Below are 15,222 nucleotides of genomic sequence, written 5' to 3'. Positions count from 1 at the left end.
TGTGTGATCAAAGATTAAAAAGATTGTTAGAGGATTGTTAACAGGGGATAAGATTGTGTAAATTGGGGGGTAAAATGTAAAAAACACCTGATTTGGGTATCAGGTGTTCTTCGCGGGCAGAGGATTTATAAACGGATAACATTCGTTTTCCCCTGAAAAGTTACAGAGGTTTGAAGCTTGATTTTGTCCACTTCAATAACGGGAGACTGCCTGTACAATTGCTGCAGCTCCGATTCCACAAGCTCCTTATCATGCACATGAAAGCATGTAGCAAACGTATAAACGCCTGCCTGCAGCGGTTCCGTTGTCCGCCAGACGGGATACTTCGCAAGTGGATACATCAGATGCATCGAGGGATGAATTTCTTGAGCATTTAGTTTAAGCTCGTTCCTGGTGTCATAGATGCGGAACCAAGAATTGCCTGCCTCCGTACCGTAGCCGATCCAATCGTCCCCTTGGCTGATGCACTCATAGTCGCTTGGCTTTCCAATCGAAAACCCGCCTTCTAGCACCACATATGGTTGTGATAGTTTTACCTGATGCACACGAACATGAAAACCGCCCTTCAATGGCAGCAGTGCCGTCTGAATAACTGTACTCCCATCATTGGAAAATGGTACTTGCCTGCTATACAACACGCCATCCCGCTCCCCTAAATCTTCAAAACGGTAGCGATGGGAAGTCAGCTGACCGTCTGGCGTCTCCAAACCAATCATACTGTCGAGCGATACATTCTCACGTGTGGACATTCCGAAGCCCGCTCGTGAATTGTAAGCGAACTTGCCATACAGTGCAGCTGTATCGTTGAACTTGATGCCGTAGTTATACATCATACAATTGTTATACAGCGTAACCCCGCTGCCCGAAGCCTCGCCCTGAAGCAGCAGATTAACGCCTGGTACTTCGATCTTGTGCAGGAAGTCCCCCTCCTCAATGGGCAGCTTCCGCGCAGGCGCCGTCCAGAAAGGATGGTCTTCTGCGAACAGCAGTGCGAGGAACGCTTTGGATGACCAGTAAGGGGCGCCGTCCGACATATAGCGCTCGACCATATTGACATTCGGGTACGTGTAGCCCGGTACAATCCGTTTGCCATCCTCGGCTCCCGCCTGCCGGAAAAAGTCGATATTGCGAAGCGTCACCGAACGCGCCAGGCCAGGGTCAATCTCACAACCCTGATAGACAGCAAGCGGCAGCAAGCTCGTTACGGCATAGCGGTACGCCAACGACCGTCCGAACGGCACATGTGCCCCAGTGCTATCGAAGAAATACAAATAGTACTTCAGGAACGCATTCGTCCGCTCCACATATTTGCGCTTGCGCTCCGCATAACCAGGCTCTGCTTCATCCTCCAGCAGCATCCACAGTAGCGGGTAAAAATGATGCGCCCACGGAATATAGTAGTCGTATCTCCCCTCATCGCCGTCCTTGTACCAGCCGTTATCCATATACATGCCATCCAGCCTCGCGATGCCCTCGTTAACAATGCTCCGGCTATACGGCAATCCAAGCTTGCGCAGCGCCAGCATGTTTAGCACGATGAACCAGACATGGTTGTTCGGCCAGCAAACCTGGTATGCCTTCTGCGAAATCTCTAATACCCAATCGCCAATCTGTTTCTGCTCATTCTCCGACAGCGTATCCCACAGCTGCTCCTTAGCTGTCACGAACGCAATCATCAGCCCGCATAGCTCTGTCTTCATCTGATTGTAGAAATTGCTGCCCATATCCTCTGGAAGCCCTTTGCCCCAATAGTGCGGCGATTGCACATCGCTCCCCGCTGTAATCGCTTTCTGAAACCAGCGAACAACATCAATGTCTCCATGCATAAGTTGCCCTTTGCGATGCGACAAAATCGGACCTAGTCCCCAAAGCGGGCGAATAATCTGCTCTGTATGTGAAAATTGATAGCCCGCATTATCGTGCGGTCCCTTATAGCGAACCTTGTCCCAAACCTGATCAGCCTCATCTAGCACCGGCAACGTTACGGAAAGCGCATAAGCCTCCAAATCAGCTCTGCTTGTCAACGGCTTGAAATTCGTCATTATTACACGCTCCTTTGTGAGTCATCTACTTAAGTATAGAAGAGATCACAAAGTTATACCTGCACGATTTTATGGGATTAATACACTTTTTTAGGATGGTTGCTAAAAAATAGCCCTACACTATAGATGTGGCTAGTAGGGGCTCAACTGGATTGCACAGTGGCCGTGGTTAGATCCGCTTGCAGTTGCAACCCTCGGAGCTTGTTCTCGAGGATCCCCTTCTCGAATCTGACGTGGAGCAGCTCCGTGTCTAAATTCTGTGCCATTGCGTGGATCGTAGTAACAATATCCTCAGAGGTGAGAATGTGAATCGAATCGGCGTGGCGGGAGATATATTCTAGTAAGATGTCGATGGAGTCTTTGCAGAGTGAGATTCTTTGCGTGAGCGTGACTTCTTCTTCGATGATGGATTCGTATTGGGTTTGGATGGGTTGCATGGAATCGCCTCCGGAAGTAGATGATACGTATATGCGTACCAGTATTCAACATATTATATGGTACGTTATCGCGTATAGTCAACCTCCAAACATGGAAAGGTGATCCTTTATGGCAAAAAAAGTCGTAGTTAAAATCGCGGAGCTTACTCAGAAACACAACATCTCCTTACGTGAGCTGTCGAGATTATCGGATGTGAGACACGCCGCGCTTAGCGAGTTGGCGAATGGAAAACGTGAGAATATTAATTTTAGTCATATTGTAAGGATTGCGGAGGCGCTGGGGATCGAGGATATAAGGGAGATTTTGGATTTGGTTGAGGGGTAAAAAAGCAAAAACCCTAGATTTTTGTCTAAGGTTTCGTTGATTTCGAATCTAAATTCTTTCTATTTTTCATTTTCAATCTGACCTCGTCTGCCTACACTTTGGTAATGTGGAACAACCTAAGAATGCCTTCCCCTCTTTTAATCCCCCAACCTAACCCCCTTGATCCACATGCAACCGATTCAATATTATACTCTTTGTTGCCTCTTGGCTTAGTTGTCCGATCGTATGCTTTCTCTGGACTATCCATGATGAATTGATCCAAGAACTTCTCCGCTAAGCCTTGGCCAGATCTCTTGGTGATAAGCATTTATCTTGCTTTGAAGCTTGGAGTAGGTTGAGAGCTAAATTGATTCCAACTGTTTGAAACAATAAAGTATCTGGTTATAAGTTCACAAGGAATATTTTTTAGGATCAAAAAATATATCTTTAAGAGGTATATCTCTTTATCCAACAGGAAATACAGTTAGCTACAGGGGGAAGCTATTATGAAAAGAACTATCTCAGCGAAATGCCCAAAATGTAGCAATTATAATTGCTTCAATATTCCTCTTCGTAGCCAGCTGTTTGACGTTAAAGTAGAATGGTTTATGTGCTCTTTTTGTTTTAGGAAAAGCAACAAGAAATATTGGTTATAGTTTCAAGCCTTGTACCTTTAGATGAATCTCTTCTAAATTGCTTCTGTGATTACTAATATCTTTTCTTATTTTTTTACATGAATCGTCATCAAAAAATATTTCAACTTGATTTACAGTACTTTTAACACCCTTTCGTCCATCGACAAAAAATTCTTTTGCATGAGCTAAAGCGTTTCTTATATTCAGTATCTCTTCTACATATTTACTTAATGTTTCTTTATTATTATTAAAATGTTTTTCACTTAACTTATTATCAGTATGGTTAATTAACCTAACAATAGCATTGAGTCTATCTGCTGCATCAAGTCGTTCACAAAATTGATTAATATCAGTAGGCTGAGTCTTTTTTAATTTTTCAAGTCTATCATGTCTATTATTCACAGTGGAATTGATTAACTCTTGCTTTTTTAGTTCACTGTCACTAAAAGTATCAAAAAAGTCCGTTAAAAGCTCAGTCATCTTCAAATCTAAATCACTTGTCTCAGCCATAACCAATCCTCTTACAGTATTTACTTCTTGTAACTTCTTTATGGTAAGGGACACTAATTGCTTGATCTTGTTCTGTACTTGACCAGCTCCAACTGCAAAAGAGACCCTCTCGACCCATTCATGTCTCTGTATTATATTGTTTATCTCTTTAACATTGCTAGAATAAAAAAGCACTTCAGTTAAGATACTATGATCCCGAATCCTTGCAATAATTTTATCCCCAGTGTCTTCATCATTTAAATTCAAATCAGTCAATATTAGATCGAATCCTTCATCGATGTAACTATCCAAATCCATTCCATTATCCTTATGAAGAATCTCTAACTTTAAACCATAGTTAGCTAGCAATTCTACTAATTCTTTTTTGTTTTCTTCGACTATTTCAACGTCATCTTCAAACCACAAAATCTTATAGTTAAGCCCCATGATGTACCTCCAGAATAAACTGAACACCTTTTTCCACTTTGTTATTCACTGTTATTTTTCCACCCATACTCTCGATCATTTGCTTAACATGATATAGACCTAGACCTGAACCATCAGTTGTTGTAAATCCAAATTCAAAAATCTTACCTATAATACTCTCAGGTATTCCTTTACCATCATCTTGATAGTAGAGTAGCAGCTTCGAATCAGAATTTTTCTTCCACGAGATAGAAATTTCTTTAGAATTTGCTTTATATGAATTACTTAGTAGATTATCAATTATTATTATAATTTCCAGCGGTTTAAATCTACACACAAACGAAAGATTCTCTGGTGTAGAAATATCTACACTTAATAATTGGTTATTAATTCGTAAATCTTCATAGTCTTTATAAACATTCTCAATATACTCATTAACAAATTGCACTAAGTCACGCGTTAAACTTTTTGATGTAGTATTAAAATTTGCTTTAGTAACAAATCTTGCTATGGTGGAAATTTTATTATTTTCTAGACTTATTCTCTCAACATAGCTCATCAATTCAGATTTTGGTGCATCATTTTCAATTGCAATTGCAAGCTTTGTTAGATTACGAGTAATCTTCACAGTTCCATGATCTATATGATGTTGTAAGCTTGCTATTTCCTTAATATCAGCTGAAGCAATTGATTTTAAGAAAAGATTTTGATTATTAATTTGCTCCAATTCTTTAGTAGTTTTCTTTAACTCTACAGTTTTTTCCTCAGTCTCTATTTCAAATTGATTTCTTTCATCTATTAACTTATTTACTTTTCTACCTAGCTTTTCCAGGCCTAAATGTAATGAAGGGTCATCAGAAGAGACTACAGCTTTTGCCGTTAGATCAGTTAGTGTTCTAGTAACACTATTTTCTTGCCTTTCTTCAATAATGGCTAAAAAATCATCATCGAATTCAATCGAAAGTATCTCATCGGATGCCGATAAATTTTTTATAATACCTTGAATATCGTTTTTCACATCTTCAGGGTTTAATGCTGGTTGCTTTTCTTCATCATCTTTATTGAGTCTGTAGGGCTCACCCCATCTTATAATATTAACTACATATCTCTCTAATTTTTTCAAAGCCTTATCATAAAAAAATTGTACAAGATCTTCATAATTGTGATTCTTTATTAAACCGCCATCTCTACTTGTTGTTTCAATAAATGAATCTTTATGGTCTACTATTTCAATTCGTCCTATTAGTTCACGATTACCCAAATATCTACTATGACCTTGTGTTTTTCTAGCATCAAGTTTCAGAGGATCTTCTCCCACTTCACCAAAAGGATAGATTCTAAAACCGTTTTTATACATAAAAATGGATCCATATCTAACTGGGCGAATCCCCATTAACTTAGTGAAATTGATCTTCGCTGTTTGATTTAAATAGAAGAGTTCAATCTCAACACCTGAAATAGAAAAAGGGTTGTTTTCAACTGTTTTATAGATTAATTTCCCACGATCTTCTAAAGTGGTAGTTATTTTACTTCCATCTTCAGATACTAATGTATTTATTCGAGTTGTTTTTACTTTTAGAACTTCAAAGATAGTATTATTTACAAAGCCATTAATTTTCTTGCGTGGATCTTTTATACTAGCATCTTTTTCTAATTCTTCATTAACTATTAGTTCAATTGAGAACTCATCACTTTGTTGATTAGGATTAATTAATTTTTCCAGAGATTGTTTTAATTTCAGAAGTTTGGTTCTATCCCATGTATCTCGCAAATCTAATATTTCTAAAATAGTTCCGTGATATATCTCATAGCTATGTGATTGAAGTACGTTATGCTCAAGTTCGATTTCAAAGAATTCTTCTTTAGAATCTTTTTCGAAGTCTTCCCAGTTAATCTTAATATTTTCTATAAGAGATTCTGGTTTATCCTTTATTGTTATTAAATTTAATTTACTTCCTAGTCGATCACAAGAAAACCGGCCTACTCCTTTTGCTCCTGCGTAACCTCGATGTCCCTTTAACGTATTCCGATAATCATCCAATTCGTTATTATCTTCGGATCCATCTTTTTTGGCTGAATAAGCTACAAACAACCATTTTTCTTCTATATCAGTAATATCCATGCCTTTTCCTGTATCGACAATTATTATTCGAGCATCCCTATTAGAATATATGTTCTCAAAAAAAATTTTCACACTCTTCGCATGTGCATCAAATGAATTTTTAACTAACTCAAATATTGCAATAAGCTCATCAGTAATTAACTCTTTACCAATAAGGTTTTTTAATCCAGAACTTATTTTAAAGTTAACCGTATCTTTTTCCATTTTCATCACTCTCTTAGACAGAGATTTTTTAAATATCATTTAGACAATCCTTAACTTGAAACTGCTTCTAAATAATTACTGCCTCTCTGGTAGTCTCTATTTGTTGTAAAGCACACATTACTTCCACCGCAATAGCTCTAGCAAATAAAGGAGGTACTGCATTCCCGACCTGAGTATACTGAGGAGTCTCAAATTTTCTTCTATCTCCACCTGTTGTTCGTTTACCGCAAAACTCAAAACTGTCATCAAATGATTGAAGTCTCGCAAACTCCCTCACAGTAAGAATCCTTGGATTACTTTCCTCGTAATGAATAATATCATCTGGGAGAGTTAGTACAGTAGGGGAAACTTGATCTCTATCTAACTTAGAACATCTATATTTCTTAGTAAAATAATAATCATAATCCACTTCATCAAGTCTGTTTAATAGCTCGGCGATAGTCTCACCCGGGTTTAATTTTTTGAATCTATCTACCGTTTTTTCTAAATGTTTTGATGCTTTATGATTCAACAACTCTTCGCATCTTATAGTTCTATTATTAGCCCCTGGAGTAAGACCATTTCTTAACATTGATTGATAGGCAGTTTGCTCAAATTCTTCATTATAATTAGTTGAACTCTCTCCATTTTTCAAGAAGCTTAAATCAGAAATTGCCTCTTGAACAGTAACTATTTTCTCTCTTTTTTTAGGTAGGCTTGGCCTAGGAACTACATCAATATATTCTTTACCTTTTTTTTCAACCTTATTTGCAATAAAAATTACCCGCGGCCTATTTTGTGGAACACCATAGTCTTTTGCATTTAATTGAAGACATTGGACTCTATAGCCTAGTTTAAGTGCTTCTTCCTCAATAATTTTTGACGCAAGCTCGTTTATATAGACCTTACCAGAAACTCCTCTAATCTTTGTAAACCTATACGATAAAATACCCTCAACATTTTCCATAACAAAATATTTTGGCTGCACACTCTTAACAATTTTTAAATATTCAAGAAACATTTTATTTCTGGGGTCATTTTCATCCCTTTTCCCTGAAAGACTAAATCCTTGGCACGGAGGCCCTCCTACAATTACATCGATTGAAGCCCCATTTAAGAATTCGGCAAGCTTAGGCTTTCTTGAGAGACTTCTAATATCTCCTTGAAAGAAAGTAAGCTCATGGCCTAACTGCGCGTGTCGATTTTTATACGTTTCCGCTGCTTCTTTACTATAATCGCTAGCAAATGGAATGTAGAATCCCGCTTGCATGAATCCCTCTGACATTCCGCCTGCACCGCAAAAGAGATCTAGAACAGTATATTTTTTTTCTTTGCTCATTGTCATCACTATCCACCTGTCAATGGTTTATCTAGAACCAGGATAGCATATTATTAATGTATTTCATAGATTGAAAGACAAATGCGTTATTATATCATTTTTTTCAATTAAAAAGTTTGAATAGGTTCATTTAAACTATCCCCTATATTATTTCCCAAAATTAATCTTGAAAGTTACGATTATGGTATTCTATGGCTTTTTCACTAGGGAATAGAGACTTTTTTTCAGGTAAATTCAGTTTTTGATTATGTAGGTACCAGTAGATAGATGTATTTAATTGACTAGATACTCTAACTGTTAAGGTTCCTGAATTTATTGTAATCAATCCAAGATCAAACAAGGTATGAATATCCCCTCTTAATAACAGTCCATTAGTACTATTGTTTGTTTCCTCGCCATGGTACGGAACAATATGTGCTGCTTCTAGGGTTTCAAGAACGTCACAACCAGTTACTGCGCATCTACCATTATATGCCGCAAGAAGCTTTTCTCTAAATTTCTTTTGACCTCTTCTATATGAGATGTACCTCGCTATTTTCTCTTTTGCGTTATTAATGTTTTCAGGATTAAAAGGAAGATCGGAATTAGCTTGGACCAATGTCGAAATTTTAAGATCTGATTCTTTATCTTGAATTAGTTTCAAATGATAAAGACATAGCTCTAACGATTCCTTCAAATGTTCTTCTATTTCCTCTATAGTGGACCTTTCAAAATAAAACTCTTTAGGATTCTCAAAAACATCATTATATTTTGTTGTTGGTCTTCTTCCATCTACATCTATTAGTAAATCTTTATTTTTTGAACGTAGAATTCTATTCAATCCTTGGGGATTTGTTTTAGATTCTGCGCAACCAATTAATGCGCCTCTTCCTTTTATATCAAAACAAATTACAACATATATCCCTTTAGATACCTGTTGACCTGGGGGTAAAAGCGAGACATGGAATATACTAGGAAACCTTGCTATCCCTTTTGATTGTTCAAAAGTATAGGTTACACCCTTATAACCCTGAAACCTATCTTTGAGCCAATCTACTACGGACGATAGATCTTTTTTTACACCCTCTAGTACGGGGTCGTTACTGAGCATTGCACTTCCCTTAGTACCTGGATTTAATCTCCTAAACTCGCAAAGGGAGTTAAATGATTCTAACATAAGCTTCACCCCTTAAAACTATATATGTATTAATTTACATTATTCGACACCCAACATTATCCATCCTTCCTCAATTCAAAACTTTTGAACTATTTTTATAGTCACTCCGGCCTAATAGTTACTTTTCGCCTCATCTACTCCTTCCACTATGAGTTTACAATAATGTTAAGATTTTCGAACTACTCATTAGGCAATACCGCCATAAAACTTAAGTTGTTAGTACTAATTACAAAAAAACAATATTTTTCTCCAATACTCATTCGTACATGTTGAAAAGAATTTTTGGCTTATTCCCTTCCCAAAAGTTTTATCAGTTTAGTTTAGACATAGCACAGTGGAATATTTTGACGGACTGCCTAGAATCAAACGGAGTTCACACTCTAGTTTTGCATTTGCTGTCGAGTTATGTTGTATTTTCTGATCTTCTAATACCCGAAATGACAAATTTTGATATACTATTAAATACAGAATCATCAGTATAATGGACAAAATTACCATTAAGGAGCGATTCACATTGGCATGACAATGGTTAACAGAGATTAAAAATAAGATTAACTTTTTTAAAAACGAAGTACCTAAAGGGGCTACTTTATTAAATAACATTGATTCTATGGACATAGAACAGCTCTTATCCATACTCAACGATGCATTTTCTCTGGAAGAAGAGGCTATTGAAGCAGAGAATCGTAAGAACTTCGTGACAGATACTTACGAGAATAATGTAAGATTTTTCGCCAAGCAGCTTATCTCCTCCATGATTACAAGCCATAACGAGCTTAAAGAATATGAAGAGTATCAAACTTTACTGACCCAGCGACATATTTCTTATGGCTTCTACAGTGCCCTTGGAAACAATTCAGCAGAGGGTATTTCCATTTTAAAAGATTCGTATATTGAAAAGCTGCTTTACTCCGGCCTGGTGAGTTTCTACAACAAGTTTTATGGAAGTTTTTCCGACAATCAGGAAGCCATTAAGTTGCTCTGCAAGTTTTACCCCGCTAATGATGGCCTATTACAAAACAAAGATAATATTGTATCTGCCTTATTCAGACATGTCTCCAACGCGGGGACATCGAGCGATACCGGATTTGCGTTCAGAGGCATTGAATTAATTAAGGAGAACATCGGTCGTCTGCCGATAGACATAATTGATCAATTACTTCAGAAATATGAGTTATACAGGATCATCAATGAGAAAGTTTATCGTCATCAGGTTTTTACGATCATTGACAACGCTTCTATGACAGTAGAAGAGAAACAGACATATAAATTCAGTTACTTAGACAGTCTGATTCTAGCTAATGTCATGAACAGTGACCTTTACAGCAAATACGGAAATCAAGAGCACCTTAGTAGAAATTATCTCTCTTCCTCACAAACGTTGAAGGCAGGTAACATAGGACTTATTTTTAACGATGATCTAGAGAGTACTTACGCCTACTGGACGCATCAATGCTCAATAGACCAACAATTCGTTGTTGATGGAAAGGAAATCATTTACATTCGTCTGCATATTGCCCAAAAGCAGGTTTCGGTAGCTTATTTGGATATGCGACGTACCGAATTTCATTTTGAGTTTATTTACAACGATTGGATGCTAGATCAATATCGTGCCATGAATTCTAATCAGAAATTGTTAGAATTTATTAACGGAGACCACGACGAGCAAGCTGACCCTCAGCATCATCGTCTGACATTTTCGCTCCTTTTCCTTCATCGATATAGAGGATTGCAAAAACAATTGGTCGATTTCGATCACCGATTCACCTATAACACAAATACAAATGAGCTTAATTCAGTGCTAGAATCACCTGATATCTCGCATTTCTATGGAGAGAATATTTATTCTCTCTCCTGTTTAGTTGGTAAAAATGGGACAGGGAAAACGAGCACTGTGGATTTTTTAAGAGGTACATTTTTCAGACTCCTCCACTTGATCGATGAGCAACAAATCACGTGTAATCAGGGGTATGTCAGGGAAATCGATTATGAGGCCTATGGTATACTGGACAGCGGTAGTGAGTTTTTTGTCGTATTTCACTTAGGCGATCAGCCTTATTATTTGACCAATATTATAGATGCAACTGCTTCGGCAGCAAAACCATTTGATAGCAAATCTTATACGAGCGTCAATGAATTGGGCAAAGTCGTCTATTTCTCGAATATGCTTAGCGTTCATCAAGATAACCTCTTTTCGGATGGAGCCATAGCACATAGGGACAAAAGCGACAAAGAAAAACTAGCCCTATCTCTTAACCATTTTGGACAAGCCGATTATTCAGAAGCTTCAAGTTTTATACAAAAGCGCAAAGACATGGAATCAGCTGAGTGGGATAACCCTTTAAGATCGATCAATCGAGACTTGTGCTATCAACTGACATTTTTGGCCTGTTTACCACAGGGAGAGCTGCAAAAGTATTTCGATATGCCGGAAGACAAGGTATTTACGATAAAAAGCGAATTACTCGGTCTGGAAGAGGTCGGGCTTACGGCAACGAATGTGGATAAGAAGCTCGCATCTCTTCAACCATTCTTTACAGCGCCAGATGCCAAACTGAAACACTTCTCATCGGGACAATATGCCAAGTTTTCTTTCTTGGCAAAGCTTTACTGGTTTCTGGAAGGTCATCGGAAATATGCCGAACGTTTGGGGCCTTACATCGGAACGAACGTCTTTAGCCAAGATGAGGTGCTGCAAGAGTGGGAGACAGCACTTCTATTCATCGATGAAGGAGAGCTCTATTACCATCCTGAGTGGCAGCGAAAGTTTGTTACTATGCTCATAAACTTCATACACAGCACTAGTATAGAATCCCAAATTCAAATCGTGATCACGACGAATTCGCCATTTATGATTTCAGATATTCTCAGCGAGGATATCACTTATCTTTCAAAAGAACAGCAGGAGTTTGACCAAACCTTTGGGCAAAATATTCATAAACTGCTCAAACACAATTTTTTTATGTCTTACACTATCGGCGAGTATAGTAGAGAACTGATTGAACAGATTATTGATTGGCTTTGTCTTAAAGAAGACGAAGTAAGCCTTATCGGTAAAGAGTTAAGCCGATATTTTGAAGGGCCTATAGCTCCAGTGGACTATTCGAAAAAGATACGCCTTTTGATTAATAAAATCGGCGAGCCTGTCTATAGGGAAAAACTGTTGGACACGCTCAGCACATCCAAGTTAGAACAACCTTCTGAATTAGAATTATTGTTACGACAACGGGCTGATCTTGATCGCGAGATCAAGCGGTTAAGCGAGGGCGAGAGAAAATGATTCAACTGGAATCTTATTCGGATACATTTAAAAATGAATATTGGAAAGCTGTTGGAGATAGAATAGATGCTTCCGTTCGAAGGAAGATCGTGGCCAGTTGTAAAAAATACATGCCACCTGACTTTTTCACGGGTAGCCAGGACGAATTTCAGTTCTTAATTCTTGCTCCTTTAGAAAAATTGATAGCGGCGCAAGCATATATCGCCAGCAAGACAATTGATATCATGAATCAGGAATGTTTTAGAGATTCAAATAAAAAAAAACCTCCGATGAGAGGGATGTATAAAACAATTCATGACTCTTACACGAGTCTTGCAGGTTCCGTCGTAGGTGGGACATCGTTGCGTGTAAGAATAGTACGGAGAGCTGGTCTTACCGTCTGCCCTTATTGCAACAGAGATTACATTAACAGTAGAGCGGAGAACGTTTCGGGGGCACAACTGGATCATTTTTTCAACAGATCAACTTTCCCTTTGTTCTCCATCTGCCTCTACAACCTTATTCCCGTTTGTGGCAATTGTAATAGAGTTAAGAGCAGCAAGGCATTGATCTTTGCTTCCCCATACGACAGCTCTATTAATTGGGCTGAAGACTTAACTTTCTCCTATCAAAGGAGCGCTCTAAACGAAGTGGAGATCATTATCGACGCCAAAGGGAATCTAGAAAACAATATACAAGGAATGAGAATTCGCGAAGCTTATCAAATACATGGCGATGAAGTGCTGGCATTAATCGAAAAGCAACAGATGTACAACAGAACGCAGAAGGATGAGCTTCAAACGATGCTGGGTCGAGTCGGTTTGACTGATTTAGAAATCAGGAAAATGGTCTTTGGTCCCAAAATCACAAAAGAAGCGATGAGGACAAAGCCGCTTGGGAAGATGATGCATGATCTGCACAAGGAGCTGAAAATCTACAATTAAACTTAATCCTCATACGGGAAAAGAAATTGATATGTAAGCATAGGCACTTCTATTATTGTTCACGCTTTCTACCTAGGGTTATTGTTGGAAAACAATTGAGGAAAACCAATTGGATCATGATCGAGCCGAATAATTGATTGAGTTCACAATTAAAAATAAGCCTTGAATAATCAGGGATAATTTTACCTCGGCGATAAAATAGCCTGCTTTCTTGCATTGTCTAATACCTTTGCCCTGACAAAAAGAAAAACCGAGTGATTCCAGGTTAGGACCTGATTTTCACTCGGTTCTTTTGGCTTTCTATTCTAACCTCTACCCACACCTATTTCCGCATTAGCAGGACTTATTTGATTTTTGTCACTGGTTTATTTTGAATATCAGGTCTTTATTTGTTGGCTACAACATCCCTCTCCAACAACGCCACCGACTCCACATGCACCGTCCAAGGAAACATATCCACCGGCGTCACCTTCGCGACGCCGTACCCGCCATCGACCAGCACGCGCAGGTCGCGCGCGAGTGTCGATGCGGAGCACGACACGTACACCACGCGCTGCGGCCGCAGCTCGAGGATGGTCGCCAGCAGCGCCGGGTCGCAGCCCTTGCGCGGCGGGTCGACCACGATCACGTCAGGCCGGACACCCTGACGTGTCCACTCCGGCAGGACAACCTCGGCGGGTCCTGCCTCGAAGTGCACGTTCGTCATGCCGTTTAACTCGGCATTCTTACGTGCATCGGAGATCGCCTCTTCGACGATCTCGACGCCGTACACCTGTCCCGCGCGCTGCGCCAGGAACAGGGAGATTGTGCCGATGCCGCAGTAGGCATCGACAACCGTTTCGCCGCCTGTCAAAGCGGCGTACTCTAGTGCCTTCCCGTACAAGACTTCCGTCTGGACGGGGTTCACTTGAAAGAAGGATCGCGCGGAAATGGCAAATTTCACTTCGCCGATATAGTCATAAATGACTTCGCTTCCCCACAAGACGCGCGTCTCATCCCCAAAAATAACATTCGTCTGTCTCACATTAATGTTATGGCAAATGCTCTTCACCGCAGGCAGAGCCTCGCGAATGCCAGCAATCCACTCATCCACACGCGGAATCTCAGTCCCATTGGTCACCAAAACAACCATGACCTCGCCCGTACGGAAGCCGACTTTGACAACGACATGGCGCAGCAGCCCAGATCCCGTCTCTTCACTGTAAGCGCGAATGCCTAAGCGCGAGCCAATCTCTTTCACACGCGCCACGACTTCGTCGTTAGCCCCATGCTGAATCAAGCACTCTTCCATATCAATGATGCGATGGCTGCCCTGCGCATAGAATCCGCCGATGAGTCCACCCTGCTCTTCCCCAAAAGGAACCTGAGCCTTGTTCCGATATCTCCACGGATCGGTCATCCCCAACGTGGGATGAACAACGATTCCTTCGCTGTTTTCCCCCGCAACCCCCAACTTCCCAATCCGCACCAAATTATCCACTACCTGCTGCCGCTTCACGCGAAGCTGCGCCTCATAACTCAAATGCTGCAGCTGACAGCCGCCACATTCATCATAAATCACACAGTCGGGAGCAATACGATCCGGACTCACAGCAATCATCTCTACCAGACGAGCATACCCGTACTGTTTCTTCAAATGTTCCACGCGAACCAACGCACGCTCACCCGGCAGCGCCCCCGCGACAAAAAGGGTAAAGCCGTTCACACGGCCCACCCCTTCGCCATCATGGCTGATCCCAATGATCTCAGCCTCGTATTGCTGCCCGATTTGCACAGGCAAGCCAGCCATCCAAGCGGGCACTTCTTTTTTCCCTGCTGACCTGCCACTACCTCTATGTTTACCTGGCGCGGAGCCAGACGTACCTTTTGTTTTCATAATAACCTCA

The 15,222-nt window shown here is 40.0% G+C and carries 10 protein-coding genes; 3 read left to right on the top strand and 7 right to left on the bottom strand.

What is annotated here, in order from left to right; translation table 11 throughout:
* Positions 1-125: 125 nt before the first annotated feature.
* Both AC58QT_RS30990 and AC58QT_RS30985 read right to left on the bottom strand, forming a co-directional pair.
* Positions 126-2,042 carry a DUF2264 domain-containing protein gene (locus AC58QT_RS30990; protein ID WP_497412357.1) on the bottom strand — a complete coding sequence of 639 codons (1,917 nt, stop codon included), beginning with the start codon at positions 2,040-2,042 and terminating at the stop codon, positions 126-128.
* Positions 2,043-2,185: 143 nt separating this feature from the next.
* Positions 2,186-2,479, bottom strand: a complete 294-nt coding sequence (locus tag AC58QT_RS30985; protein ID WP_497412356.1) for a hypothetical protein — start codon at positions 2,477-2,479, stop codon at positions 2,186-2,188.
* Positions 2,480-2,588: 109 nt separating this feature from the next.
* Between AC58QT_RS30985 and AC58QT_RS30980 the strand changes: the two genes are divergently transcribed.
* A complete protein-coding gene (locus tag AC58QT_RS30980) occupies positions 2,589-2,804 on the top strand; it encodes a helix-turn-helix domain-containing protein (protein WP_497412355.1) in 216 nt (71 codons plus the stop codon).
* 629 nt (positions 2,805-3,433) lie between these two features.
* Here AC58QT_RS30980 and AC58QT_RS30975 read toward each other — a convergent pair.
* From AC58QT_RS30975 to AC58QT_RS30960, 4 genes are all read right to left on the bottom strand, one after another.
* Positions 3,434-4,354, bottom strand: a complete 921-nt coding sequence (locus AC58QT_RS30975) for a response regulator transcription factor (RefSeq protein WP_497412354.1) — start codon at positions 4,352-4,354, stop codon at positions 3,434-3,436.
* A complete protein-coding gene (locus tag AC58QT_RS30970) occupies positions 4,344-6,659 on the bottom strand; it encodes an ATP-binding protein (RefSeq protein ID WP_497412353.1) in 2,316 nt (771 codons plus the stop codon). Before AC58QT_RS30970 ends, AC58QT_RS30975 begins: the two co-directional genes overlap by 11 nt.
* A 67-nt stretch (positions 6,660-6,726) precedes the next feature.
* A complete protein-coding gene (locus AC58QT_RS30965; RefSeq protein ID WP_497412352.1) occupies positions 6,727-7,983 on the bottom strand; it encodes a DNA cytosine methyltransferase in 1,257 nt (418 codons plus the stop codon).
* Between the two features lie 154 nt (positions 7,984-8,137).
* Complete coding sequence (locus tag AC58QT_RS30960; protein ID WP_497412351.1) at positions 8,138-9,133, bottom strand: HNH endonuclease; 996 nt, start codon at positions 9,131-9,133, stop codon at positions 8,138-8,140.
* Positions 9,134-9,743: 610 nt separating this feature from the next.
* Here AC58QT_RS30960 and AC58QT_RS30955 point away from each other — a divergent pair.
* Both AC58QT_RS30955 and AC58QT_RS30950 read left to right on the top strand, forming a co-directional pair.
* Positions 9,744-12,413, top strand: a complete 2,670-nt coding sequence (locus tag AC58QT_RS30955; protein ID WP_497412350.1) for an ATP-binding protein — start codon at positions 9,744-9,746, stop codon at positions 12,411-12,413.
* Positions 12,410-13,336 carry an HNH endonuclease family protein gene (locus AC58QT_RS30950; RefSeq protein WP_497412349.1) on the top strand — a complete coding sequence of 309 codons (927 nt, stop codon included), beginning with the start codon at positions 12,410-12,412 and terminating at the stop codon, positions 13,334-13,336. The genes AC58QT_RS30955 and AC58QT_RS30950 overlap by 4 nt, the downstream gene beginning before the upstream one ends.
* A gap of 385 nt (positions 13,337-13,721) precedes the next feature.
* On the opposite strand, the gene rlmD is transcribed toward AC58QT_RS30950, so the two are convergent.
* A complete protein-coding gene (gene rlmD / locus AC58QT_RS30945; protein ID WP_497412348.1) occupies positions 13,722-15,212 on the bottom strand; it encodes a 23S rRNA (uracil(1939)-C(5))-methyltransferase RlmD in 1,491 nt (496 codons plus the stop codon).
* Positions 15,213-15,222 lie beyond the last annotated feature (10 nt).

It is taken from the genome of Paenibacillus sp. J31R109 (assembly GCF_059692055.1).
Note: the sequence above shows the minus strand (reverse complement) of the source record. Positions and strands in the feature narration are given on the sequence as shown.